This is a genomic window from Clostridium sp. MB05 (assembly GCF_046581255.1).
Lineage (GTDB): Bacteria > Bacillota > Clostridia > Clostridiales > Clostridiaceae > Clostridium.
This window is the reverse complement of record NZ_CP174370.1, coordinates 2,213,186-2,239,116: the sequence shown is the minus strand read 5'-3', so window position 1 is coordinate 2,239,116 and position 25,931 is coordinate 2,213,186. Positions and strand designations below refer to the sequence as shown.

General features: G+C 28.8%; 22 protein-coding genes. 6 read left to right on the top strand and 16 right to left on the bottom strand.

Annotation, left to right across the window (positions count from 1 at the left end):
* Positions 1–258 precede the first annotated feature (258 nt).
* Together ACH36K_RS10450 and ACH36K_RS10445 are read right to left on the bottom strand one after the other, a co-directional pair.
* The gene (locus ACH36K_RS10450; protein WP_411167568.1) at positions 259–1,764 is read right to left on the bottom strand and encodes a carboxypeptidase M32; all 1,506 of its coding nucleotides are present in this window, start codon (positions 1,762–1,764) and stop codon (positions 259–261) included.
* Between the two features lie 197 nt (positions 1,765–1,961).
* Complete coding sequence (locus ACH36K_RS10445; RefSeq protein ID WP_411167567.1) at positions 1,962–2,573, bottom strand: hypothetical protein; 612 nt, start codon at positions 2,571–2,573, stop codon at positions 1,962–1,964.
* A gap of 507 nt (positions 2,574–3,080) precedes the next feature.
* Here ACH36K_RS10445 and hisS point away from each other — a divergent pair.
* Entirely contained in the window at positions 3,081–4,379 is a 1,299-nt protein-coding gene (gene hisS / locus ACH36K_RS10440) for a histidine--tRNA ligase (protein WP_411167566.1), read from the top strand.
* Positions 4,380–4,490: 111 nt separating this feature from the next.
* Here the strand turns inward: hisS and ACH36K_RS10435 are convergent, their stop codons facing one another.
* The 9 genes from ACH36K_RS10435 to ACH36K_RS10395 all read right to left on the bottom strand — a co-directional run bounded on the left by ACH36K_RS10435 (position 4,491) and on the right by ACH36K_RS10395 (position 17,344).
* Entirely contained in the window at positions 4,491–6,038 is a 1,548-nt protein-coding gene (locus tag ACH36K_RS10435; protein ID WP_411167565.1) for an acyl CoA:acetate/3-ketoacid CoA transferase, read from the bottom strand.
* Positions 6,039–6,237: 199 nt separating this feature from the next.
* Positions 6,238–7,197, bottom strand: coding sequence for a 3-hydroxyacyl-CoA dehydrogenase family protein (locus ACH36K_RS10430; RefSeq protein ID WP_411167564.1), 960 nt, complete (start codon positions 7,195–7,197; stop codon positions 6,238–6,240).
* Between the two features lie 28 nt (positions 7,198–7,225).
* Positions 7,226–8,587, bottom strand: a complete 1,362-nt coding sequence (locus ACH36K_RS10425) for a short-chain fatty acid transporter (RefSeq protein ID WP_411167563.1) — start codon at positions 8,585–8,587, stop codon at positions 7,226–7,228.
* A gap of 355 nt (positions 8,588–8,942) precedes the next feature.
* Positions 8,943–10,655, bottom strand: a complete 1,713-nt coding sequence (locus ACH36K_RS10420; RefSeq protein WP_411167562.1) for a sigma 54-interacting transcriptional regulator — start codon at positions 10,653–10,655, stop codon at positions 8,943–8,945.
* A 213-nt stretch (positions 10,656–10,868) separates the two neighbouring features.
* The gene (locus tag ACH36K_RS10415; protein ID WP_411167561.1) at positions 10,869–11,750 is read right to left on the bottom strand and encodes a Cof-type HAD-IIB family hydrolase; all 882 of its coding nucleotides are present in this window, start codon (positions 11,748–11,750) and stop codon (positions 10,869–10,871) included.
* 111 nt (positions 11,751–11,861) lie between these two features.
* The gene (locus ACH36K_RS10410) at positions 11,862–12,524 is read right to left on the bottom strand and encodes a hypothetical protein (protein ID WP_411167560.1); all 663 of its coding nucleotides are present in this window, start codon (positions 12,522–12,524) and stop codon (positions 11,862–11,864) included.
* Between the two features lie 15 nt (positions 12,525–12,539).
* Positions 12,540–13,028: a hypothetical protein gene (locus tag ACH36K_RS10405; protein ID WP_411167559.1), complete on the bottom strand. Its 489-nt coding sequence runs from the start codon at positions 13,026–13,028 to the stop codon at positions 12,540–12,542.
* 15 nt (positions 13,029–13,043) lie between these two features.
* On the bottom strand, positions 13,044–16,754 hold the full coding sequence (locus ACH36K_RS10400; protein WP_411167558.1) for an AAA family ATPase: 3,711 nt from the start codon (positions 16,752–16,754) through the stop codon (positions 13,044–13,046).
* Positions 16,755–17,137: 383 nt separating this feature from the next.
* Positions 17,138–17,344, bottom strand: a complete 207-nt coding sequence (locus tag ACH36K_RS10395; RefSeq protein ID WP_322388505.1) for a DUF1657 domain-containing protein — start codon at positions 17,342–17,344, stop codon at positions 17,138–17,140.
* Positions 17,345–17,581: 237 nt separating this feature from the next.
* Here ACH36K_RS10395 and ACH36K_RS10390 point away from each other — a divergent pair, with 237 nt between their 5' ends.
* From ACH36K_RS10390 to spoVAE, 5 genes are read left to right on the top strand one after another with little or no spacing between them, the layout of a single operon-like run.
* A complete protein-coding gene (locus ACH36K_RS10390; protein WP_411167557.1) occupies positions 17,582–17,788 on the top strand; it encodes a DUF1657 domain-containing protein in 207 nt (68 codons plus the stop codon).
* Between the two features lie 12 nt (positions 17,789–17,800).
* Positions 17,801–18,661, top strand: a complete 861-nt coding sequence (locus tag ACH36K_RS10385; protein WP_411167556.1) for a DUF421 domain-containing protein — start codon at positions 17,801–17,803, stop codon at positions 18,659–18,661.
* A 12-nt stretch (positions 18,662–18,673) separates the two neighbouring features.
* Positions 18,674–19,153 carry a stage V sporulation protein AC gene (gene spoVAC / locus ACH36K_RS10380; protein ID WP_411167555.1) on the top strand — a complete coding sequence of 160 codons (480 nt, stop codon included), beginning with the start codon at positions 18,674–18,676 and terminating at the stop codon, positions 19,151–19,153.
* Positions 19,154–20,155, top strand: coding sequence for a stage V sporulation protein AD (gene spoVAD, locus ACH36K_RS10375; RefSeq protein WP_322412490.1), 1,002 nt, complete (start codon positions 19,154–19,156; stop codon positions 20,153–20,155). It abuts the gene before it with no gap.
* A 23-nt stretch (positions 20,156–20,178) separates the two neighbouring features.
* A complete protein-coding gene (spoVAE, locus tag ACH36K_RS10370) occupies positions 20,179–20,532 on the top strand; it encodes a stage V sporulation protein AE (RefSeq protein ID WP_411167554.1) in 354 nt (117 codons plus the stop codon).
* 267 nt (positions 20,533–20,799) lie between these two features.
* Here the strand turns inward: spoVAE and ACH36K_RS10365 are convergent, their stop codons facing one another.
* From ACH36K_RS10365 to ACH36K_RS10345, 5 genes are all read right to left on the bottom strand, one after another.
* Positions 20,800–21,255, bottom strand: a complete 456-nt coding sequence (locus ACH36K_RS10365; protein WP_411167553.1) for a nucleoside deaminase — start codon at positions 21,253–21,255, stop codon at positions 20,800–20,802.
* A 21-nt stretch (positions 21,256–21,276) separates the two neighbouring features.
* Positions 21,277–22,092, bottom strand: coding sequence for a purine-nucleoside phosphorylase (locus ACH36K_RS10360; RefSeq protein ID WP_411170689.1), 816 nt, complete (start codon positions 22,090–22,092; stop codon positions 21,277–21,279).
* Between the two features lie 81 nt (positions 22,093–22,173).
* Complete coding sequence (locus tag ACH36K_RS10355; RefSeq protein ID WP_411167552.1) at positions 22,174–23,178, bottom strand: LacI family DNA-binding transcriptional regulator; 1,005 nt, start codon at positions 23,176–23,178, stop codon at positions 22,174–22,176.
* A 102-nt stretch (positions 23,179–23,280) separates the two neighbouring features.
* Complete coding sequence (locus ACH36K_RS10350; RefSeq protein WP_411167551.1) at positions 23,281–24,414, bottom strand: deaminase domain-containing protein; 1,134 nt, start codon at positions 24,412–24,414, stop codon at positions 23,281–23,283.
* Positions 24,415–24,852: 438 nt separating this feature from the next.
* Complete coding sequence (locus ACH36K_RS10345; RefSeq protein ID WP_411167550.1) at positions 24,853–25,920, bottom strand: PTS sugar transporter subunit IIC; 1,068 nt, start codon at positions 25,918–25,920, stop codon at positions 24,853–24,855.
* Positions 25,921–25,931: the final 11 nt, after the last annotated feature.

Below are 25,931 nucleotides of genomic sequence, written 5' to 3'. Positions count from 1 at the left end.
CTTATTTAGCTAAACATAGAGTTTAATTTTAAAAATATATCTTTTATTAATTCATTACCTATGTTACATATTTCATATATATTATTTACTTAAATTTATATGTTAAAATAAGTATTATTTATATCTTTTATTTTTTAGTACTTTAAATTTTCAATATATATTCTTTATTGGATTTTAATATTTATATGATTAAAATATTTTATATAAAAAGGTGTTGTATCAAAAGTTGTTTTGATACAGCACCTTAAAATTCTTCTACTATTTTACATCATATATTTTATAATACTTGTTTTTTAAATAATCTATAAAGTATTTAGGATTAAGTTCTTCTCCAGTTATATTTTTTATAATTTCTCCTGGCGTATATAAAGAACCATGAATATGAACTTTTTCTTTTAACCAGTTTGTTATTTCAGTAAAGTTACCCTCTTTAACAGCTTCCATTACATTTGGCTTTTCTTCTAATAGTTTATGGAACATTTGAGCTCCATATAAATTACCTAAAGCATAACTTGGGAAGTATCCAAAAGAACCATCTGACCAATGCATATCTTGAAGTATTCCTTCGCTATCAGTTTTAGGCTCAACTCCTAAATATTCTTTGTATTTTTTATTCCATAAATCTTTAAGCTCAGCTACTGTTATTCTGCCATTAATTAATTCTTTTTCTATTTCATATCTTATTATAATATGAAGTCCATATGTTAATTCATCTGCTTCTGTTCTAATTAAAGATGTTTCAACATAATTCATAGCTTCATAAAATTCATCCAAAGTAACATTTTTAAAGTCTTCAAAATACTCTTTAGCTATAGGCAATAGATAAGAACAGAATTCTTTGCTTCTTCCTAATATATTTTCATAAAATCTTGATTGTGATTCATGTATTGCCATAGAAGCTCCAGTTTGAAGTCCTGTATTTTCTAAATCATCACTTATATTTTGCTCATAAATACCATGTCCACCTTCATGAATTGTGCTAAATAAAGCTGAGGTAAATTCATCTCCATGATAATTAGTAGTTAATCTTACATCTTTGTTTCCAAAGTTTGTTGTAAAAGGATGAATACTCTCATCTAATCTACCAGCTTCTAAATCAAAACCTATTTTTTCTAAAATATATAATGATAAATCCTTTTGCTTTTTAGTATCAAAACTTCCAAATAAGAAATCATTATTAATCTTTTTATTGCTAGCTTTAATATTATTTAATACTTCTATTATTCCATCTCTTAACTCTGCAAATACCTTATCTAATTTTTCAATTGTAAGTCCTAACTCATATTTATCTAAAAGGGTATCATATTTATCATTTTTATATCCCCAATAATTGATAAATTCCTTTTGGAATTCAACTACTTTTTCTAGATGAGGCTTGAATATCTCAAAATCATTTGCATCCTTAGCTTTTTCCCAAGCTAATTCTGAATTACTACAAACACCAACAAAAGCTATATATCTATCTTGTGGTATTTTTTTTGTTTCATTATAGTTTCTTTCAAGCTCTTCTAGCATTCTAAGTTCAGTAAGATTCATTTCATTCTTATATTGTGATAAATCCTTTATAAAATCTCCTACCTTAGAGCTAGTAATCATATTAAAGCTTTCTCCTGATAGATATTCTAAAACTTTAGATCTTGATTCTCCTGCTTTAGGTGGCATATTTGTTCTCATATCCCAATAAATTAAGTTTATTGCTTCATTTAACTTTTCATATTGTCCTAAATACTCTTTTAGTTCTGTAATTTTATCTTGCAATGTCATTTTCAAAGCCTCCCATTATATAGTTATATTTATTATAAATATACCACAAATTAACTTTTTTCATAAGTAAATTTTAATAACTTGTATGCTATAAATAATTTATCCACATATTTTAAAAATATAATTTCCTATAGAGCAAAAAAAGAATATGACCTTAAGCCATATTCCTTTCTTATTTAAATAAGTATTTGTAAAATTTATTCATTTAAATAATTAGATAAACTTTCTTCATTAATATACTTCTCCATATTATCATAATCAATTGAAGACGGATCAAAATTTAAAAGTAACTTACTTAACTCATTTTCATCAGCTAACTCCCATTTCTTATTTTCTTTTACTAAAGTTAACTTTCCTGTCCTATCAGTGAACTCACTGCCTTTAATAGACTCTAATATAACATCACTAATCATTTTGTTTTGTTCTTCTTCTGTCATGTTAACACCTGAAAAAGCTTGTTCAATAGCAGTCTTAACTATTTGTGGCATTGCTTTATTGATAATAACTTCAAAATCAGGTCCATTAATATCAATATAGACAGTTGCCTCATTTTTGTTAACTTCTTCAGAAGTTATTTTATACGTAATTTTTTGTACTTGTTTAATAAGTTCTTCATTAATCTCTGCTTCTTCTTCATTAGATATAACCATACTTTTTGCTACTAATGATACAAGCTTATCATTAGCACCCTTCATTTCATCTAAATTGCTTTTTACAAAATCTGATGGTGAAGCGCTTTTACAACCGTAAAAAACACCAATAGTTAATATTAATGTGATGCATAGTGATATTTTTTTTAGTAATTTCATATATTTACCCCCTTGATAAATTTCATCAATATTTTACTATAAATACTAAATTAAATCAAATTTTACCATAATTTATTTAAATTATCTTTTCTTGAAAATTTAGTGACTAAATTATCTTTTAATTATCTATAAAAATCTATTGATATTTTTCATACTCTATATTGATACTATTTATTATTAAAAAATGTGAATACTTTTTATTTTTAAATACTTATTTCATAATATAAATAACTATAGCTGTTAAATATCCTTGAAGAAGGTTATTGATTGTTATATAATGTATTTATCAAATTTAGGAGGAAAAATTATGAAAGCACTAAGTAATTTAGTTAATTTAATACATCATCATCGCTAGAGAGACTTGCTTTTATTAAAGAGTGCAAGTCTATTTTAAGTGGGCTTGTGTCTCTAGGCTATGATGTGTTTAGTGCAATCATATTTAGTAAGCCATGTGGGATATTTGCCTACATGGCTTTTTGTTATTTTAAAATAAAGGAGAAATGTGAAATGAAAAACAATAAAGTTAAACCAAGTATTTTACCAGGATTTATGGAACTACTACCTATAGATCAACGAAAATTTAATGATATAGTAGAGAAAATCACAAAAGTATATGAGGAAAATGGATGTCTTCCAATAGATACTCCAATTATTGAAAAAGCAGAAGTTTTGCTTGCTAAAAGTGCTGGAGAAACAGAAAAGCAAGTTTATGCATTTCAAAAAGGCTCTAATAATTTAGCATTAAGGTTTGATTTAACAGTTCCTTTTGCTAGATATACTTCCCAATATTATAATGATTTAATCTTTCCATTTAAAAGATATCAAATAGGAAAAGTATATAGAGGTGAGAGGAACCAAAAGGGACGGTATAGAGAATTTTATCAATGTGATGTTGATATTATAGGAAAAGACACTTTAAGTATTAAAAATGATGCTTTAGTTATAAGCTTAGCCTCAAAAGCTTTTAAAGCTATAGGATTAAAAGATTATAAGTTCCAAATAAATAATAGAAAAATACTATCTTCATTACTAAACTCACTAAATATAGAAAATTCAGTTGAAATTATGATTTTAATAGATAAGTACGATAAAATAGGCAAAGAAACCTTCGAATCTGAATTAACTAAATTAGTTAGTTATGAAAAAGCAAAAATAATAAATAAAGTTATAAATATAAGTGGCTCTAAAGTTAAAGTTTTAGAAGAGTTAAATTCATTAAATATAGGTGATGAAAAATTTATATTAGGATTAAATGAACTTAAAGAGGTTACTACTACTCTAGAAATACTTGGAGTAAATGATATTGAATATATAATAAATTTAAAAATTATACGAGGACTAGATTATTACACAGGTACAGTATTTGAAACTTTATTAACTGGCAATGAAGAGTATGGTTCAATTTGTTCTGGTGGTAGATATGATAACTTAGCAGAAAATTATACTAACAATATATTACCTGGAGTTGGAATATCCATTGGATTAACTAGACTATTCTTTATTTTAAAAGAAATAGGTTTTATTGAAAACTATAATGTTTCTTCTAAAGTTGAGTATTTAATAATACCAATTGGAGATACTTTAAGTTATTGTGGTGAAGTATATAAAAAGCTAAACTCCTTTGGAAGATCTGTAGAAATATATTTTGAAGACGATAAATTAAAGAAAAAAATGAATTATGCTAATAAACTTGCTATATCAAAGGTTATTCTTTTAGGTGAAGAAGAAGATACAAATAGGACTATTAATATAAAAGATATGAATACTGGAATACAAGAAACAATAAAATTTGAAGATATTATTTAAAATAAAGGGCTGTAGCTAAATATAACTACAGCCCTTTACTAGTATTACTTTTATTATGATAAATAAGACATTAATTCATTATAATTACTTTAATCTAATGACTATTTTGATTTAAAGTAGTCCCATTAAGCCTTCTTTAAAAATTCTTTCATCCATCAATTTTAAATCTTTAGATATTATTGGTTTAAAAGTCATATTTAGCAATATATCCTTCTCTAAATCTACACCTGGAGCAATTTCTTCTAGTACTAATCCTTCCTTTCCTAATCTAAAAACTGCCCTTTCTGTAATATATAAAACTTGTTGTCCTACTTTTGATGCATATTCTCCACTAAAGGTTATTTGTTCTACTTTATCTATAAATTTAATAACTCTTCCTTCATTAACAATATTTAGTTTACCATCATTTATTTTAATTTTTAATCCTGATGCTGTGAATGTTCCACAATATATAACCTTTTTAGCATTTTGAGTAATATTAATAAATCCACCACATCCAGCTATTTTAGTTCCAAATTTACTTACATTTATATTTCCATTTTTATCACACTGTGCAAGTCCAAGGAAAGCAATATCTAAGCCTCCACCATCATAAAAGTCAAATTGATTAGCTTGGTCTAAAATAGATACTGGATTTAATGATGCCCCAAAGTTTAAACCATTAGCTGGAACTCCTCCAATAGGTCCTGATTCTACTGTCAATGTAAATCTATCACCTATTCCTTCTTCATTAGCTACACTAGATATACCTTCTGGCATACCTATTCCTAGATTTATTATAGAGTCTGGCTCCAACTCTAATGCCGCTCTTCTTGCTATTACTTTTCTTTCGTCTAGCGGTAATGAATTAACTGAATCTATTGGTAATTTAACTTCTCCTGAATATGCTGGATTATACATTTCAGCATAGGTTTGCATATGTGTCTCTGGCTTAGAAATCACTATAGCATCAACATATATTCCTGGAATCTTAACTTTTCTTGGATCCAATGTTCCCTTAGAAACTATCTTTTCTACCTGTAAAATTACTATTCCTCCACTATTCTTGGCTGCTTGTGCCATTGAAGTTGCATCTAGTGTTGCAACTTCTTTATCAAATGTAGCATTACCATCTTCATCAGCATAAGTTGCTCTTAATATAGCCACATCTATTGGTATAACTTTATAAAATAGGTATTCTTTATCATCAATATTTATTACTTTAACTATATCCTCTGTAGTACTTTCATTTAATTTTCCACCACCAAGCCTTTGATCCACAAAGGTTTGTAATCCAACCTTAGATATTGTTCCAGGCTTCCCAGCTGCAATATCTCTATACATATGAGATATTATTCCTTGAGGAATATTGTAAGCTTGAGCTTCATTATCAATGGCTAATTTCTGTAATTTAGGACATAGAGCCCAATGCCCTCCAATTATTTTTGAAACAAGTCCCTTATGGCCAAAATGATTCAATCCTTTATCCTTACTATCTCCTTGGCCTGCTGCATATATCAGTGTTAAATCATTTGGAGTACCATATTTTAAGAAACTTTTTTCTATTTCTGCTGTAATTGCTTCTGCATGTCCACTTCCAATAAATCCTCCTACAGCCACTACACTACTATTTTTTATTATTTTAATTGAATCTTCTAAACTTATAATTTTAGATTTCATTTTATATACACCTCGATAACTATATTACTATAATTGTCCTATATACTATTTTCTATTTAGGCATTATCAAATAAATAATAAACCAGTTTTCTCGCCTATTTGCCACGATTACTTCGTCGTCAAAAGGCTGGCATAGCTCCACTATGACAGTCTTTTAACTTCTTGTCTCGTGGCAAATATGCTTCGAACCTTTGGTCCATTATTTATTTTCACATGCCTTATTTTCATTGCTGTCCCTGTCTAAAAAATATAATAAAACTTCAGTTCTTTCATTTTGCTTATTTTCAATTTTTTCCTTATCCCATTTATAGAATCCTTCACCAGACTTAGTTCCTAACTTATTTTCCTTAACTTTATTTTCTAATAACTTAGATGGGTCAGTATAATTACATAAATCCTCAAATAAATATGATGAAATATTATTAAATATATCTAATCCGCCTAAGTCTGCGCTACATAAAGAACCTGTTACAGATAATCTTCTACCATGTCCATATTCCATAGCCTTATCTACTTCCTCTGGTTTTGCCCATCCTTTTTCTACTATATACATAGCTTCTCTAAGAAGAGCTAATTGCAATCTATTACCAATGAAGCCTAAGCATTCTTTTTCCATTTTAACTGCCTTTTTACCAATAAAATTAACCCATTCAACAGTTATGTCAACAGTTTCTTCACTTGTTTTTTCTCCTGGAACAACTTCTACTAGTGGTATTAATTGAGGTGGATTCCAAAAATGTGCTATTACAACTCTCTCTGGATAAGTAGTAGTTTTCGCTATATCAGTTGGGCTAAGTCCTGATGTATTACTTGCTAATATAACCTCTGGCCCGCATAATGAATCCAACTTATTAAAAATATTTTGCTTAAGCTCTAAATTTTCTGCTACTGATTCAATTATAAAATCCGTATCTTCTGCTACCTCTTCAAGAGTTTTTACACCTTTTATTCTTCCAAGAATCTCTTGACACTCAAATTCACTAAGATTTCCTTGAATGGTTAATCTATTTAAACTTGCTATTATGCTACTAATTCCTCTATCTAAGCTTTCATCAGTTCTACCATACATTTTTACATTTAATCCTGCCTTCGCTGATAAAAGTGCTATTCCATGTCCCATAGTTCCAGTTCCTAAAACCGCTACATTCTTTATATTCATTTTCTTCTTCACCTTTCCTTATAAAATTTTATATTAATAATAAAAATCCTCCGAATATAATTACTCCTGTAACTAATAAGTCTACAATGCAAAATCCCATAATATCTCTTGCATTTAAGCCTGCAATTGCTAAAGCTGGTAATGCCCAGAATGGTTGAATCAAGCATGCCCATGCATCTCCCCAAGCTATTGACATTGCCGCTACGCTAGCATTGACTCCTAATTGTTGAGCTGCTGGCATTATTATTGGTGCTTGAAGAGCCCATTCTCCACCACCTGAAGGTATAAATATAGTACAAAAAGCAGTACTTAATAGTGACAATATAGGTAATGTACTTTGATTTGCTATTCCTATTATTCCATTAGCTATAGTTCCACCTAATGAAATTCCACTAGCACTAGCTCCAACCATCATTCCCATTATTCCTGCATAAAATGGGAATTGTATAATAATACCTGTAGTAGCTTTTACTCCTGATGCTGCAGCATTTAAAAACTTACGTGGAGTACCATGAAGTAGTATACTTAAAAATAAGAATGTGAAATTAACTACGTTTAAATCAAGTTTAAATCCATTTTTAGTAAAATAATAAACTATATAAATAAGTCCCATTCCCCCTACTAATATAGATACTATAGGGCTGTTTTCTAACCTTTGAGCTGGTGTCATATCTTTTAAGCTAACTGTACTCTTAGATACAGTATCACTCTCTTCTAATAACTTAGGATCTATCTCAAATACATCCTTTCCTTTCGGATGCATACAACAATTAATTATAGGTAATATTATTAAAATAGCTAATACGATAAATATATTATAGGTACTAAATATTGTTTCACTTGTTGATATTGCAGATTTTATTACCCCAGCTGAAACAGCTTCTACATCCTTTCCACCAGCAGCAATTGTAAGTGGTATTGATCCTGATAAACCACCATGCCAAACTACAAAACCGGAATAAGCTGATGCAATCAAAAGCCTATAGTCAACATTTCTAACTTTTTTCGCTATTTCTTTTGCTAATATAGCTCCTAATATAAGTCCGAATCCCCAATTTATCCAGCAAGCTATTCCTCCAACTAATGTTGTTATTACTATTGCTTGCCATGGTTTTTTAGGAATAGATGCTATTTTCTTTATTCCTTTATTAGCTATTGGAGTACTTGCCAAGGCATGCCCTGTTACAACAATTAATGCCATTTGCATTCCAAATGATAATAAACTCCAAAATCCAGTATTCCAGTGATTTAACATTTCTAATGGCCCTTGTTTAGTTACTAGCATACCTGCTATATAAACCATGATTGTAAGAATAGATGCAAAAATAAATGGATCCGGTAAATATCTTTGTACCAAAGTAACGCAACCATTTGTAAATTTTTTAAACATTTAGATTCCCCCTAGAAATTTTATTTTTTGTCACTTAGAAATTATTAATTATGTTTTTAACTAAGATTACATTTTTATTTATAGCAATAATCATGCCATTTCCCAATTTAAGTAAATAGCTATATATTTCAACATCCACTAATTCCATCATATTTTTATGTGTCTATTTTTTATACACAACTTTTATCTTTATGCCTCTATGTAAAGCTCTACATCAAACTTTATGAAATAGTGTATATTTATTATACATGTATAATAAATATACACTATTTCAAATTACTTAATCTCTATACGTAAAAAAGCTAGGCATAAAATTAAATTTATTATATAGACACCTAGCTTTTGTAGTTGATTTCTACCTTTCCTCAATATTATATTTCTCAATCTTTTTATATAAGCTTGCTCTACTTATTCCTAATAATTTTGCTGTTTTATTCTTATTCCATTTAGTCTCCTTTAGGCATCTTTCTATTGCTCTTTTTTCTACCTGATCAATAATATCGCTTAAAGTTCTTTCTTCTTTAAAAGAATTTTTTAATTTATTATTTATAATTTCTTGTGGCAAATGTTTAGGTTCAATTATTATACTCTCAGAATCTAAAAGATTTATAGCTCTCTCTATTACATTTTCCAATTCTCTTATATTTCCAGGCCAATTATAATTTTGTAATATTTTAATGGCTTTTTTTGATATTCCTTCAACATAAATACCCAATCTGTTTGCGACTTTAACTCTCAAACTGTCTGCCAATATTTCTATGTCCTCTTTTCTCTCTCGTAATGGATGGATTTCAACCTTCATGACATTCAATCTATAATAAAGATCTTTTCTAAATTTTCCTTGCTTAACAGCCTCCTCTAAATCTATGTTTGTGGCAGCTATTATTCTTATATCTATTTTCTTTACAGTATTTCCACCTATTCTCTCTACCTCCTTCTCTTGAATTACTCTAAGTAATCTCACCTGCATGTCCATAGGCATTTCTCCAATTTCATCCAAGAATATTGTTCCTCCGTCTGCCATTTCAAACTTTCCTATCTTTCCACCTCTTTTAGCTCCTGTAAAGGCCCCATCATCATATCCAAAAAGTTCTGATTCTATCAAATTAGTAGGTATAGCTCCACAATTTATCTTAACCAATGGTCCTAATGATCTTTTGCTAGAATTATGTATTGCACAAGAATGTAGTTCTTTACCAGTACCACTTTCCCCTACTATCAACACAGTAGAATCAGTATTTCCTAATAGTTTACATATTCTTTTTACCTCTATTGCCTTTTTTGATATTCCGATAATGTTATCAAAAGAATATTTTTCACTTCTTTCTTTTCCTAATTCACTTTTATAAAATTCAACTTCGTTTTTTAATCTATTAAGCTTATTATTAAGTAAAATTAGTTCCTCTATATCCTTAAACATTATTTTTCCTATAGCGCCAGTTATATCTCCATTTGTCTTTATAGGTACTCTCATTGCTATAACTTCTTTATTCTTTATTAGTTGAACATCACCATATTCTATGTTTCCTGACTTCAATATCTTAGGTAATCTAGTATTATCTATTATATCCTCTACATATTTTCCTTCTGGATTATCATATCCAAGAAACTCTTTATAACACTTGCTCATCATTGTTATAATACCATCTTTATCAACCACTACAACACACTCTTTAGTAGTATCCATAATAGTATTTAGTATATCTAAGCTCAGAACATTAGAAGTGATACCAATTAGATTTTCATAAATCTTAATATCTTGAAAAACACCTACAGCACCAATTATATTTTCATCAACTGATATAGGTATCTTATTCATAATAAAGTTATTTCCATTAAAATTAAACTTTTCATCTAACTTTAGTTGACCCTTGCATAATTGTTCTTTAAAATCTATCTTCCTTATAAGATCATAGCTTTTTTTACCTATAAAATCATCTCTATTAATATTCAATAATGACTGTGCCATATTATTTATCAAAATTATATTTTCATTTTTATCTATTAAAATAAACCCCTCGTATAGCCTATCGCATATACCTTGAAATAAATTTTTTAAAGTAACCATTTATTCTTGGTGAGTCTCTATATATAAATAAAATCCTCACCAAAATCCCCCCTTCTTCTCTTCTTAATCTCTTATATTAAAACAAAATTAACCTTTGTATATAATTTAACATAAAATCAATTTATATCCAATAAATAAAATAAACCCACGATGATACATTAAAGTATGATCACTGGGTTTATTTTCATCTAAATATACTATTAGAAAGTTTTTTTACTTTATCATTTTATATATTTCATCATTAATCACATTATAGATAGCCTTAGCAACTCCTAAATTATCATTGCTATCTGTTATGTACTTAGCTATAACCTTAACTTCTGGTATAGCATTCTTCATTGCAACAGTTTCATCAAATATTTCAAACATTGAGTAGTCGTTAAAGCTGTCTCCGATAATCATAACATCCTCTATTGCTATTGACATTTTCTTAGCTACTTTTTCTAAAATAATCCCCTTTTGAGCATTTATATCAGTTATTTCTATATTATCTCTAAATGATGAGGATATTTCTAATCCTTCAATTTCTGTCGTAGCTTTTTTTGTCTTATCTATAAGTTCTATATCTTTATTAAATGCTACAAACTTTTTAACTGCTACTTCACTTTCAAAGAATTTATCTATATCATCAATGTACTGTAAGCATGTTAAAAAGCCTTGCTTTTGAGCCATTTCTCTTGCTTCATCTTCTGTTAAAGCTGGATTTAAGGTCATAGTTCTAAATACAATTTCTTGAAAAGCCTCTTCTTTCGTAGATGTAGTAAACACTCCCTTATCTGTAAATATACGAGCTGGTAGTTTATTTTTATTTAATATCTCTATTATCTTCTTTGCATTCTCTTCTCTTATATTGATAACATCTAATATATTTCCATTCTCATCTCTATACTCTGCTCCATTTAAAAGAACACACTGAGCTTTTATATTATGTTTATCTAATAGTTCCTTAACACTTTCATATTCTCTACCAGTAGATATTGCAAAAATTATACCAGCCTCTTCAGCTTTTCTAATTGCTTCAACTGTTTCCTTATCTATATCATGATCATTATTTAATAAAGTTCCATCCATATCTGATGCTATAAGTTTTATCATTTTACTGCTCCTCCTTCAACTATTGTTACTCTATTAGATTATCACACTTTTTTAATAAAATGAGAGAACCTACCTCATTATAGAATAACTGATTATTTTAACTGTAACAAATTATCTGCTTATAATTGTGTAAGTATTCATAGCATTAAGTGGAACAGTATTTAAATATGTTTCTCCTGTTTTATTGAAGTGAACAGCATAGGTTATCCCATTATTACTTCCATCTCTTACGCCTTGCACTTGTATAACTGCTTTATCAGGAACACTTATTTTTGCAGGTTTATGCCTTATAGAAAAAGGCGCTCCTTGCTCAACTCCATCAATAAAAACTTGTACATAATCATTATCTTCCTTCTCTGCAAAATTCCATATTGATATCTCTATATTTCCATACCCACTTGAAACTTCTATAGAAGCATCTTTTGCATCTAGCTTTAAGGCATCTTTACTTAATACATCACCAACATTTACATTTTCTACAACTCCAGATGTTAATTGATCTTTATAATTCTTATTTATTTTTTTTGTAAATGGAAATGATATAAAAAGAACTAAACATACTACACCAATAATTAGTCTGAAATTTTTCATAGAAGAATTTATATACGGATCTTTCTTTTCTTCTTCTAAAACTTTAAGAGTCTGATCTTCAACATTTTCATTTTCTTCTATAACATTGTCTTCATTTATATCATTTTCTTTACTCGAAAAATTAACACTAGAATTATCTATTTCATTAAAATTATCTGAATCACTTTCTTTAAATCTTCTCATAATAACCACCTTTCACTAGACAATTTCTGTATTATAATTTTGTATTTTCTCTTCTTTTTTCATCATAACTTTTGAAAGAGGCCTTTTCTTGTAATATAATGAAACAAATACTCTCCAAAGCACTATAAATCCTACAAATGAGCATATTCCTATTATCTTTCTAGATGTTATTAATGCTATATAACTCCAATTAAGTATCTCTGTTCCTATTCCAATAAATATGCTTGCTATTAATAAATATTTAATAGTTTCAAATAAGGATGGAAAAATCATATATATCCTTCTTAAAGCTCTAAACCTTAAAGAAAAGTACATAATCATTGTCATTCCTATAAGTAAACTAATATAATCACCAGTTACCGTATATCCTGAACTAATTATTTTAAAAGCATCTGAGGTTACCATTATTGGAAATATTATAGCCATTAATATTAATAAAGGCATGCATATTACTCCATAAGCGATAGTTATTAAATTACTTATTAATTTAGATATAGATTTCATATTATCACCTCTTTACTATAAATCAACTTTAGATACATCACACTCTTCAATAGTGATAAGATTATCTTTTGTCAAATTATTAATCTTTTCAAGTCTTACTGCTTGGTTTCTAACAGTTTTTTCAAATATATTTCTTACATATCTTCCATTTCCGAAGTCAGGTACTTTGCAAGCCTCTTCAAAAATATTACCCATCTTATTTCTAGCTTCCTCAGTTAGTATATATCCTTTACCCTTAAATAAATTATCCGAAATAGTTAATAAGTCTTCAACTGAATAATCTTTAAACTCTATAATATTTGCAAATCTAGATTTTAAACCTGGATTTGTTGCTAGAAAATCGTCCATATCATTACTATATCCAGCTAATATTACTAATAGATTGTCTCTATTATCATCCATAACTTTTACAAGTGTATCTATAGCCTCCTTGCCAAAGTTACTTCCACTACCTCCATCTTGAGATAATGAATAAGCTTCATCTATGAAAATTATTCCTCCAAGAGCAGACTCCAACTTGTCTTTAGTTTTTATTGCTGTTTGTCCTACATATCCAGCAACTAACCCGCTTCTATCTGTTTCAACAAAGGTTTTGCTATTTAATACTCCAATATTATATAGAACTTCACCTACTATTCTTGCCATGGTAGTTTTACCAGTACCGGGATTACCCTTGAATATCATATGAAGAGTTTGTGATTCATCTACAGGCAGCCCTAAGCTCTTTCTTTGTTCTTGTATCTTTAATTGTGCTTGAAGGCTTCTTATAAAGTCTTTTACTTCAGTCAGTCCTACAACTTTATTTAACTCTTCCTCTAGATTAAATTCATTTGTTGATTTTACATAAACTCCAAAATCTTCTTCAGTTAATAATATTGCTGAATCCTTATCAATTATATCCATATCAGCTATTCTTGAAGATTGTTCTCTTATAGCTTTTTCTATTATATTTCTTACCATTCTACCATTTCCAGATTGTAAACCACTTTTTTGTTTTTCTTTTCTTACAGCATCCTCAAGTTCATCTTCAGAATTTCCTGCAAGTACAAAACCCTTACCCTTTATCATTAACTTACCTATTTTAAGTAATTCACTTACTTCATAATCTTTAAAGTTTACATTTAGAGGGAATCTTGATCTTAACCCTGAATTTGTATTTAGGAAATCTTTCATTTCTTTATCATAACCTGCTAGTATAACTATTATATCTTCTCTGAAGTCCTCTATAAGCTTAACTAAAGTATCTACTGCTTCTTTACCTAAAGGATCATTTTCGGAGGACATAAGGGAATATGCTTCATCTATAAATAATACTCCACCTAAAGCAGACTTAAACACTTCTGCCGTCTTTTTAGTTGTTTCTCCTGCATATTGACCTACAAGAGTACTCCTATCAACTTCAACAACTTGACCTGATTTCAATATTCCCATTTTACTCATAAGATTACCTATTAGTCTTGCCACAGTTGTTTTACCAGTACCAGGATTTCCAGTAAATATCATATTAAGAGATTGAGATGATTCAACCTTTATACCAAGTTGTTTTCTTTTTTCCTTTGCTACTAGTTGTTTTTCTAAATTTCTTACAAATTCTTTTACATCATCTAATCCAATTATTTTATTTAACTCTTCATCTAAATCAAATTCTTCCTTCTTATCAAGCCCAAAATCTGTTTCTATAAGCTTATTTATATTATCTTGATTTATACTATCTTCATCTAAAGTTGCTAACCTTTTTGATTGATTTGTAATTGCTTGTTCAATAATATTTCTTGCTAGTCTTCCATTTCCACTATCATTTTTACCCTTTATTTGTTTAGTCTCAAATAACTCTACTAATCTTTCATCTAATATCTCATCTATTATATATCCATTTGATTTAGCTATTACTTTAGAAATTTCAAGCAATTCTATAGGTGTATAATCTTCAAAATCAACAGTGTAATTAAATCTAGATTTAAGTCCACTATTTATCTTTAAGAAATCTTCCATTTCCTTAGTATATCCTGCTAAAATTACTACTAGATTATCTCTATTATCTTCTATAGCTTTAACTATAGTATCTACCGCTTCTATTCCGAAAGTATCATTTTCATCTCTAGCTATGGAATAAGCTTCATCTATAAATAATATTCCACCCATAGCTGAATTTAATTTCTTAATAGTTTTTTGCGCTGTTTCCCCCACATATTGACCTATTAAATCATTCCTAGATACTTCTACTAAATGTCCACTTGTCAAATATCCTAACGCCTTTAAGTATTTAGCCATTATTCTAGCCATTGTAGTTTTACCTGTACCTGGGTTTCCAGTAAATATCATATGCAGTGAGATCTTAGCTTCTTTTGATCCCTTACTTTTTCTTATATTTTGCACCCTTATATTGTCTTCAAGCTTCTTTATAAAATCTTTTACATTTTTTAATCCAATAATGTTATCTAGCTCTTTATTTAAAGCATCTAAATTATCCAATTCATTAGGTTTTACTAAAGATTCTAGTACTATAGAATTTAGCTCATTAAAAATAATTAAAGACTCTTCTTCCTCTTTTAATCTATATGCTTGTCCACTATTAATTTCACCATTCAGTTTTAACTCAACTAGAGGTTCGTATATATTATTTTCAATATACTCAGACAATCCATGAGCTCCAATAGTTCTATCAAAATTTTTAATTACATTGTTTAATACTGAATCTTCAAATTCTAGTAACATATTTAAATTATTGTTTATCTTAGTACTACAATCATTTAGTATAAATTTACATATTGTAGAAAGATCTTTATCTGTGAGTTCTTCCGTAGTTAAAATATCCCTAATTTTTTTCATAAAATTGCCTGAAAAAGTATTTCTAATATAGTCTTCACTTTTTTCAGTTATAAAAATTAAATACTTCCCATTTGCTTGTATTTCACCTGTTGTATTTAATGTAAGATTTCCTTTTCCTGTAACGTCCACCATTTGACCTAATTGCTCTGTATATCTTCTGTTAAGTTCAAGCTTCTCATTTATTACAAGATTATTAATTAAATCAAGAACACTTTGATGGCACTTATCAAAATTATCAAATACAATAATCCTGTTGCCTCCATAAAGTCCATTGTAAAGATCAGTTAAAAATAAATTTTCTGCATCCTTTTCAATCTTATATTCCGAAAGATCTATTGAGAATACTTCGCTACTTTTTAATATCTTATATTCTTTTAAGAATCTTGATATTGCTTTTATAGATAAATGTCTTCCAGAACCTTTAGGCCCTGTTATAAATATTGTATTACTTATACCATCTTCTTTTCCATAGACAAATGGTCTTCTAAATGCAATTGCTAATTTAGATAAATAATCTTTTTGTCCAAGCACATAGTCTGAAAGAGTATTCTCTACTAAATTAAAGACATTATCTAATTCTAATTTATTTACCTTAGTATTTCTTTCTATATTAATATCTTTTTTTACTGTACTTGAACAAACATTACCAGATACTTTTGTAATATTCTGTTCCTCTTTATTGATTAAATTAGAAACATTAGACATATTAACGTTGGATTTTTGGCTCATAGTATTCTTCGCATTCACGACAGTATTATTTACTGCTTTCTTCTGCTTCTTAATAAATTGCTTATCTAATATTCCTTTTTCTTTTATATGATCAAATACCTGAATTTCTGGAAATAAAACTCTAACTAGTTTAGAGCCAGATAATGATTCATCTTTTAATTTAGACATTCACTTTCCCCCTTAATAACTTTATTAAGCATCATAAATATATTCTATCATAACATAAATTTTTATTCACTTTTTTCCTTAATATTTAAATATATATTAATTTTGAAATTTTTTACATACTGTTATTCTGATCACAAAATTATGCACACTATATTCATATCTATACTATTTAGGAGATAACTTTAATAACTAAATATCTTACAATAGTTATTCACAATAAATATAAAAATATAATTTCCTAGAAAACAAAAAACAGCTAGCATATATACTAACTGTTTTTTAAGTATAATAATATCCTCGACAAAATCTTATCCGTAATTTTATATATAGATAATCTCTTATATATAAGATCAACAAATAATATAAAAATATCTATTATTTTATTATTGTTTATTATATTGAGGTTCTTCTTGTTTTACAAAATCAAGTCTTGATTGAAGGCTTTGCTGCACACTCTCCATTGTAGTTGCAAGTTGATTAAACATTTGTTTTGCATCTTGATTATCTGTGTCTAAAGAAAATGTCTTCATATCAGCAGCCAATCCTTTTGCACTAGCTAATGCTGTTTCAAGTTTAGTTCCTGTTGGCATAAAAATTCCTCCTTTATAATTTTTTATTGCAAATATATTTTGTTCATAATCAATTTAAATATTCAGTTTATTTATAATGAAATATATTCCTTTTAAAATCTAATCTATAATTATTGAACTTTATCAATTAGCTTTTAACAATTGAATAAATATTTATATTAAGAAATGAATTAAAATTAGGCTTATTGGTTAAAGTAAGTTAAGAAGTAATTTAATAAATATAAAGGAGACTTTTATATGACTGCTATTTCAAAGGTAAAACAAACATTAGCTACATTAAAGGGAGCTGAATCAACTTTAAGGATTTACTCATTACAAGAGCGTGATAAAGAGTCTAGAGCTATTTATGATGAGACATATAAAGAAATAAGCAAAATTAAAACAGATTTAGAAAAAAGAATAGGATCTATGGAGTTTGAAGAACCCCAATACAAAGGCAACTAAGTGAGGTGGCATATGAGTTCTTGGTTAATAATATTATTTAATTCAATAGTTTTATTTTTTTTAGCAATAGTTATAACAAAATATATGAAAAAGAAAACTTTATCTAGGGCTACTCCCCTTGACTTTATTTCTTATGCCGTAATCGCTATTATAATTACTTTAATTTCTTTAAATATAATTGATAATATTTACTTTGGACTAGTTGCACTAGCTGTTTGGGCACTGATGCCTATTGTCTTAGATTTTGCTTCTATGAGAAGTAAATCAATTTATAACCTAATACATGGTAAAGAAAGAGTATTAGTTAAAAACGGCAAAGTAATGGAAGATAACTTATCTAAAGAGAGAATTACAGGGCAAGAGTTCCTACAAGAAATGCGTTCGAAAAAAGCATTTAGCTTAGCGGATGTTGAATTTGCTGTAATGGAAACAAATGGAGACATAAATGTTAGCTTAAAAGCTGATAAGAAACCTGTTACTCCATATGATTTAGGAAAACAAGTATCATCTAAAGCTGAGCCACAAACAGTTATTTTAGATGGAAATATATTAAATGAAGGGCTTACTAATGCTGGATTAAATAAAAGCTGGCTTACAACTCAGCTAGAAATGAAAGGTGTTTCCATTGAAAATGTTTTTCTTGGGCAAGTAGACTCTTCTGGAGACTTATATTTAGATATTTTCGATGATATGATACAAATCCCTAAAGCGCAAGTTAAAGAAATGCTATATGCTAGTATTCAAAAAAGTCAAGCAGATCTTATGTCATTTTCTTTAGATTGCGACAATGAAGGTGCAAAAACTATGTACTTACAAAGTGCTGAAAAATTAGAAAAAGCAATGCAAAAATTAGAACCATATTTATTACGTTAGAGGGTGAGATAAATGTCAAATATGAAAAAGAAAAAAATGACCACAACTCAGCAGCAATATGATGCATTAGTAAATAATATAGAGCCTAAAAGACCTATTGTAACTAATTGTATTAGAGCCTTTCTAGTAGGTGGTGCAATATGTACAATTGGTCAAGGATTACAGTGGATGTTTATTAATTATTTTAATTTTGATGAAAAGACATCAGTAGGGCCTACTTCTGTAGTTTTAATATTTTTTGCAGCTTTATTTACTGGTCTTGGGATTTATGATCATCTTAGTCAATGGGCCGGATGTGGATCTGCTGTTCCTATTACAGGCTTTGCTAACTCTATAGCATCTGCTTCAATTGAGCATAAAAGTGAAGGATTTGTACTTGGAGTAGCTGGAAATATGTTTAGGCTTGCAGGTGCAATTATAGTTTATGGAGTTTTTTCTGCCTTTGTAGTTGCTACGATAAAAATGACAATAAAATGGTTGGGGGCGATGTAAATGCTTAAAGGACATCAATCTTGGATTTTTAACTCTAAACCTACAATACTATCCTCTTCCGCTGTTGTTGGTCCCTTTGAAGGTAATGGTGCTTTAGCTAATGACTTTGATATAATTTATGAAGACTTGTGGCTTGGGCAAGATAGTTATGAAAAAGCGGAAAGAGCTTTACTTGAACATTCTTGCCAAAGAGCAATACAAAAAGCAAATTTACAAAAAGAAGATATTAACTTTTTTTTAAGCGGAGACTTAATGAATCAAATTATATCTAGTAGCTTTGCTGCAAGAACTTTAGAAATACCTTTTTTAGGGATTTTCGGAGCTTGTTCTAGCTCCATGGAAGGCTTATCATTGGCAGCTCAATTAATAGAAAGTAAAGCAGCTAAATATGTTATAGCAGCTGCAAGTAGTCATAATGCAGCTGCTGAAAAACAATTTAGATATCCTACAGAATACGGAGTACAAAGACCACCTACTGCTCAATGGACAGTAACTGGAGCTGGAGCTGTTGTTCTTGGCCAAAAAGGTAATGGCCCAAAGATAACCTCTGCTACCATAGGAAGAGTGGTAGATATGGGAATTTCAGATCCTTATAACGTTGGTGCAGCTATGGCGCCAGCAGCCGTAGATACCATTGAAGCTCATTTTAGAGATTTGAATATTGATGCTTATCATTATGATCTTATTGCTACTGGCGATTTGGGAAAAGTTGGTCATGAGCTTGCTAATGCTTTATTAGAGAAACATGGTATAAATATGCCAAAACATATATTTACAGATTGCGGACTTTTAATATATACAAAAGATCAACCAAGTTTCTCTGGTGGCAGTGGCTGTGGTTGTTCTGCTGTTGTAACCTATGGACATTTACTTAATCGTATGCGCAAAGGAGAGTTAAAGAAAATACTAATTGTTGCAACAGGTGCTTTAATGTCTCCTGTCTCCTTTCAACAAAAGGAAAGCATACCTAGTGTTGCCCATGCTGTTTCTATAGAAATGTAAAAAAAGAAGGTGTGATTTAAGTTATGGAAAAATTTATTTTTGCATTTATAATAGGTGGCTTAATTTGTGTTATTGGGCAACTTATAATGGATATTTTAGAAGTTACTCCTGCACATACAACTTGTACACTGGTTGTAATTGGTGCAATATTAGGTGGTTTTGGTTTATATGATCCTTTAGTTAAATTTGCAGGTGCAGGAGCATTTGTACCTATAAGTAGTTTTGGAAATACCCTTGTAACAGCGGCTATAACTGAAGCTGAGCAAACCGGCTTTATAGGAATATTTACTGGTGTTTTAAAGACAGTTAGTGCAGGAGTTTCTGCAGCAATAATATTTGGATTTATTTCTGCTATGGTATTTAAGCCAAAAGGTTGAAAACATGAAGAAATACTTTATAATTTACATTTCTTTCATATACTACATATATTGAATTGATATATAAATATCTATATAGTGATTATAAATATAAGGTATTTTTCTAAATCACTACAGACTAAATAACCCACGATAACACAATTCTGTATTGTCGCGGGTTTTATAGTGTATACTAAGTATTATAAAAAATCTTCTCTTTTTAGTATATATACTGAAAGAATAAGATACACAAAGTGTTAGAATCTACATAAATTCATGTTATAAATTCTAAAATTTATATTCATCGAATACTTTTAATCCTTCTTCATTTAGTACATTTTCAACAACTATAGGTTTATTTGGGCTTTTTTGAAAAACTTCTTTACAAGATATCATAATATTGCTTCCAGCTATCTGTGCAAGTTGATCATGTGACACACTGTACACTACCTTATGTAGATTTGCCCATACCATAGCACCAGAGCACATTACGCAAGGTTCGCAACTAGTATATAAAGTATATTCTTTTAAATCAAATATATTATTTTCCACGCAAAACCTTCTTATAAGTCCAATTTCTGCATGATGAGTGGGATCAGATAAAGTATTAATTTGATTTTCTCCACTCATTACTATTTCATCATCTTTTACTAAAATTGCTCCGAAAGGCTCATTGCCTTCATTTCTTGACTTCATAGCAAGCTCTATAGCTTTTTTCATAAAATACTCATCATTTTTTATCATAATAGAATCCTCTTTTTTTATTTAACCAATATTCTCTATTATTTTAGCTATCCATTTACAAAAATCTATAGATGCCTTTTGTGCTATGGCTACAACATTCTCATGTGAATGTTTTTGCTTTTGTATTCCTGTAGCCATGTTTGTAATACAAGATATTCCAAGTACATCTATACCTAAATAATTAGCAGCTATAGTTTCAGGAACTGTTGACATTCCAACAGCATCTGCCCCTTGATTTCTTATTGATCTTATTTCTGCTGCTGTTTCATAATAAGGACCCATAAATCCTGCATAAACTCCCTCTTTATATTCAATTCCAATTTCATCTGCTACTTTCTTCGCTTTATCTATTAACTCAAGCTTAAAGGGCTCAGACATATCAGGGAATCTTGTCCCAAATCTCTCATCATTTATACCAATCAATGGATTATCTGAAACTAAATTAATAAAATCATTAATAATCATTAGAGTACCAGGCTCAAAGCTTGTATTTATACCGCCGCAAGCATTAGTTATTATAACTTTTTCAATTCCTAATTGCTTCATAACAAATATTGGATATGAAACTTCCTTCATTGTATATCCCTCAAAATAATGGAATCTTCCTTGCATTGCTAAAACATCTATACCTTTTATTTTTCCAAATACTAATCTACCGTTATGACCTTTAACTGTTGATGTTGGAAAATTAGGTATGTCTTTATAATCAATGTATTTTTTATCTTCTATTGCCTCAACTAAATCCCCTAACCCTGAACCTAAAACAACACCAACCTTAGGCATTAATTCAATTCTACTTTTTATATATTCAGCTGACTCTAAAACTTTTTCATACATATTATCCATCTTTTTTACCTCCAGAAATTTTATATTAGAAACCGGTTTCTAATTATTTAAAAAAATAAAATTCTATTAATTTTATTTTATTTTTTTCGTACTATTTCTAGTTATAAGTTCATATCCCATAACTATAGTTCTATTTTCCATACTATCATTATTAATTTTTTCTAGTATCAACGTTGCTGCATTTTTACCTGAGTCATAATAATCATAATTTATTGTAGTTAATGTTGGCTCAAACATAGATGACATATCCATATCATCTATACCAGCTATTGATATATCCTCTGGAACCTTATAAGAAAATTCTCTTAAACACTTAAGTGCTCCAAATGCTAAACGATCTATTGCGGTAAATACAGCTGTAGGCATTTCTTTAGAATTATTTATTATATCATTCATTGAATCATATCCTGAATTTATATTAAAATTTCCTACTGCCATATATTCTTCTTTAGTATTAATTTTACTTTCTTTTAATGCACATAAATATCCATTTTTTCTTAAACTAGCAAATACAACTCTAGATTCATCCAATCCAATGTAGGCAATTTTTTTATGACCTTCGCTAATTAAATACGAAACCATATCTTTAGCTGCATTAAAATCATCATATATTACACAAGATGCAGCTATTTTGCTATTTTCTTGCCCCATCATTACTATAGGTGTATTAATATCATCTAATACTTTTATATGTTCCTCTGTAATGTTAGTTGGGAAAAAAATAATCCCATCTACATGCTTCTTTTTAAAAATATCAAAATATTTCAATTCTTCCTCTATTTTTCCTCTTGAATTAGCCAATATTACGTTATATCCATTTTCATTTAATTTATCAATAATGCCCTCTGTTATATTTGAAAATGTATCAATTCCAATTCTAGGAATCATTATTCCTATTACTTTTGTTTTCTTAGTAACTAACTCTTGAGCTAACAAATTAGGGGTGTATCCTGTTTCCTTTAATACTTTTTCTACTCTTTCTCTTAACTCTAAACTTACATTCTGTGAATTATTAATTACTCTTGATACTGTAGATTTAGAAACTCCTGCTAAATTGGCAATATATTTTATGTTCATATTTTTTCTCCAAAATCCTTGCGGTTTTAGAAACCGGTTTCAAGTTGATTATATAAAGTTTGCTTTTAAAAGTCAAGTTTTTTGAATCAATTTACGGCTCTGTTATTCACCATATTTTTTAATATATTTCACCTGTACTTTTATATTGGGATGCTTTTCACAAAACTGACTAATTACAAAACAGCAACTTGGGCATGGTTCCCATTTACTATATAAAATAAGATTTCCTTCATTTTTCAGCACTTTTGCTTCTATTTGTTTATGTATTTCTTCAAATATCTTTTTTTCACTATCATTAACCCTATTATATCCTACCCCTAATTTACCTAATTTATTAACTTTAATACTTTTAAAAATTGCTCTTTCTAAGGGTGGTGCGATGCAATAATTTGTTATATTGTTACTGCCACTTATTGCTTTAAACTCCTTATTGTCATATATTGCTAATGCTATATTTATAGAGTCCTGTAATGCCTTGCTTTGATCTATTTTAAATGTTGTTTTTTCTTTTTCATCAACTTTCATATACTTATCCATATTTCTTATTAAACGTTGCATTCTTGGTATATTATTACTTAAATGTTGATGATACTCTACAGTCCCCTTCTTGGATTTAATATATTGATAATTTATTTCCTTCGGTATCTCTATGGATATTGTTTTAGTTTTAGTTTTGGCATTATATTTTTCTTTTACGCCTTCTTTTCTAATAAGAACCATTTTTTTTAATAGTTCAATATCCTTTGCATAAAGATAATCCTTATCTAATTCTTTTTCTAAGTCCTCTAATTTTATTTTCTCTTCTTCACTTTTTATTCTATATATATGGCTTTTTATCTCTTCTATGGCTTTTATGATATGTTCAACACTATCTTGAGAACTTGTCTCTCGTTCATATTCAATTCTATCTATATTTAGTTTTTTTATTTCACTTATTTTTTTACATAGTTTGTTATGTTCATTTTCAAATAATATCATTTTTTCTATATAGTCTATAAAATCCCTAATATCATTTGCTTTATAGGTAGTCTCAGTATCCTTAATAGATATGTGCAATCTTTCTGTTACACTTTTATCTACTTCAAAAGTCTTTGTAATTTCTTTTTTAAATTTTTCTTCATCAAATTCATTTACTTTATATCCTTCTCTTTTTAATTCATCCTTAAACTCTTTTAAATTATTAATTTTTATTCGGTCTTTTTTCTTTCTCTTTAAGGTCAGATTTTCTTGCGCCATATTCACCTCTTATCTTTGGATTTCATATAAAAAAATAATACTATAACTATTATTAAAGTGACTCATTAATATAACCGTTTTTTTTGCTGTCCACTGATACTTCTATTATATCCAAAAGGTTAAATAAGTTAAATATTTTTAATCTTTTTCACATCCAGGATCCTAATTCTAGAAACTTTGTTTTCAGAATTTACTGCATAAAAAAGTGGACATATGTAAGTTTACTTATTCCGTCGCTTCGCTCCAAGTCAACGCAAACTTACATATGTCCACATACAAACTGAATGTAAGGAAAGTATAAAATAAATCTACTTTTCCACATTTAATTACTAAAAGCCTTATATAATCACATTTTCAAAACTTTAAACTTTTATACTTTCCTATAAAGTAAAAAAATAACCAGATCAAATAACTTTGACCTGGTTATTTTTAATTATTTTATCCAAGATAAGCAAAAGCTTCTTCTTTTTTATATAATTTAAGTACTTGTTCAAATATTACTAATGATATTATTGCTAATGCTGTAGGAATAACAAACCATACGCATATTGCTACAAATATATTTAATCCTGCATCAATAGATGCTAATGGTCCAACTAATCCAACTAATCCAAAACCTGCTGATGAAGGTGTTCCAACAACGTTAAATAGTGCAACAGGTATTGCTGATAGCGCTGAAGTAAATAAAATAGGTATTAAGATAATAGGATAGCGGAATAAGTTTGGCATCATCATCTTCATTGCACCTAATCCAATAGCTGCAGTAACACCTGATTTATTAACCTTCCAAGAGTGAACAACTAATACTATTGTTGTTGCTGCAACTCCCATAGCTGCCGCACCTGCTGATAAACCATTTAATTGAATAGCCATACCAATAGCAACTGTTGATATTGGTGAAATAATCAACACTGCAAATGAACATGCTATTAAAATACTCATTACTACAGGTTGTAAATTAGTAAATGAATTAATCCCATTACCAATTAGAGCTGTGAAACTCTTAACATATGGAAGAGTTATTAACCCTATTAATCCTGCTCCAGAACCTATTAAAATAGGTGATAGTATTATATTTACTGAACCAAATTTTTCTCCAATTAATAATATTAAAATAACCGCTACTGATGCAGTAATCATAGTGTTAATAATGTCACCTGTTCCTGCACTTACATATGCTCCCATAGCTTGATTTGCCATATTTTGCATTTGAGGATTAAATACAGTAACACCTGAACCAACATAAGCTGCTCCTGCAACGACAGCCATTTTCATTGGATTAAATCCAAATTGTAAGGCAATAAGTGCTCCAATTAATAACGGTGTAGTTAATTGGAACATAACAACTGTCTGAGTCAATAAAACTACAAAGTGTGTTTGATCAAATAATTTTAATACAGCTGCTAATACAGCATTTGGAATAAGACCTACAATAATTGCTAATGCTGTACCTGCTAGAACTTTATTAAGAAAGTCCTTAGGGGTAATTTTTTTACTCTCTGACATATTTAAAGTCT

What these genes read in the sequence shown, in the direction of transcription:
- hisS (WP_411167566.1), top strand. Translation starts at nt 3,081, where the DNA reads ATGAAAAACAATAAAGTTAAACCAAGTATTTTACCAGGATTTATGGAA.
- ACH36K_RS10345 (WP_411167550.1), bottom strand. Translation starts at nt 25,920, where the DNA reads ATGTCAGAGAGTAAAAAAATTACCCCTAAGGACTTTCTTAATAAAGTT.
- ACH36K_RS10445 (WP_411167567.1), bottom strand. Translation starts at nt 2,573, where the DNA reads ATGAAATTACTAAAAAAAATATCACTATGCATCACATTAATATTAACT.
- ACH36K_RS10420 (WP_411167562.1), bottom strand. Translation starts at nt 10,655, where the DNA reads ATGGTTACTTTAAAAAATTTATTTCAAGGTATATGCGATAGGCTATAC.
- spoVAE (WP_411167554.1), top strand. Translation starts at nt 20,179, where the DNA reads ATGGAAAAATTTATTTTTGCATTTATAATAGGTGGCTTAATTTGTGTT.
- ACH36K_RS10430 (WP_411167564.1), bottom strand. Translation starts at nt 7,197, where the DNA reads ATGAATATAAAGAATGTAGCGGTTTTAGGAACTGGAACTATGGGACAT.
- ACH36K_RS10390 (WP_411167557.1), top strand. Translation starts at nt 17,582, where the DNA reads ATGACTGCTATTTCAAAGGTAAAACAAACATTAGCTACATTAAAGGGA.
- ACH36K_RS10415 (WP_411167561.1), bottom strand. Translation starts at nt 11,750, where the DNA reads ATGATAAAACTTATAGCATCAGATATGGATGGAACTTTATTAAATAAT.
- ACH36K_RS10400 (WP_411167558.1), bottom strand. Translation starts at nt 16,754, where the DNA reads ATGTCTAAATTAAAAGATGAATCATTATCTGGCTCTAAACTAGTTAGA.
- ACH36K_RS10360 (WP_411170689.1), bottom strand. Translation starts at nt 22,092, where the DNA reads ATGTATGAAAAAGTTTTAGAGTCAGCTGAATATATAAAAAGTAGAATT.
- ACH36K_RS10355 (WP_411167552.1), bottom strand. Translation starts at nt 23,178, where the DNA reads ATGAACATAAAATATATTGCCAATTTAGCAGGAGTTTCTAAATCTACA.
- ACH36K_RS10385 (WP_411167556.1), top strand. Translation starts at nt 17,801, where the DNA reads ATGAGTTCTTGGTTAATAATATTATTTAATTCAATAGTTTTATTTTTT.
- ACH36K_RS10350 (WP_411167551.1), bottom strand. Translation starts at nt 24,414, where the DNA reads ATGGCGCAAGAAAATCTGACCTTAAAGAGAAAGAAAAAAGACCGAATA.
- spoVAD (WP_322412490.1), top strand. Translation starts at nt 19,154, where the DNA reads ATGCTTAAAGGACATCAATCTTGGATTTTTAACTCTAAACCTACAATA.
- ACH36K_RS10435 (WP_411167565.1), bottom strand. Translation starts at nt 6,038, where the DNA reads ATGAAATCTAAAATTATAAGTTTAGAAGATTCAATTAAAATAATAAAA.
- ACH36K_RS10450 (WP_411167568.1), bottom strand. Translation starts at nt 1,764, where the DNA reads ATGACATTGCAAGATAAAATTACAGAACTAAAAGAGTATTTAGGACAA.
- spoVAC (WP_411167555.1), top strand. Translation starts at nt 18,674, where the DNA reads ATGTCAAATATGAAAAAGAAAAAAATGACCACAACTCAGCAGCAATAT.
- ACH36K_RS10425 (WP_411167563.1), bottom strand. Translation starts at nt 8,587, where the DNA reads ATGTTTAAAAAATTTACAAATGGTTGCGTTACTTTGGTACAAAGATAT.
- ACH36K_RS10365 (WP_411167553.1), bottom strand. Translation starts at nt 21,255, where the DNA reads ATGATAAAAAATGATGAGTATTTTATGAAAAAAGCTATAGAGCTTGCT.
- ACH36K_RS10405 (WP_411167559.1), bottom strand. Translation starts at nt 13,028, where the DNA reads ATGAAATCTATATCTAAATTAATAAGTAATTTAATAACTATCGCTTAT.
- ACH36K_RS10410 (WP_411167560.1), bottom strand. Translation starts at nt 12,524, where the DNA reads ATGAGAAGATTTAAAGAAAGTGATTCAGATAATTTTAATGAAATAGAT.
- ACH36K_RS10395 (WP_322388505.1), bottom strand. Translation starts at nt 17,344, where the DNA reads ATGCCAACAGGAACTAAACTTGAAACAGCATTAGCTAGTGCAAAAGGA.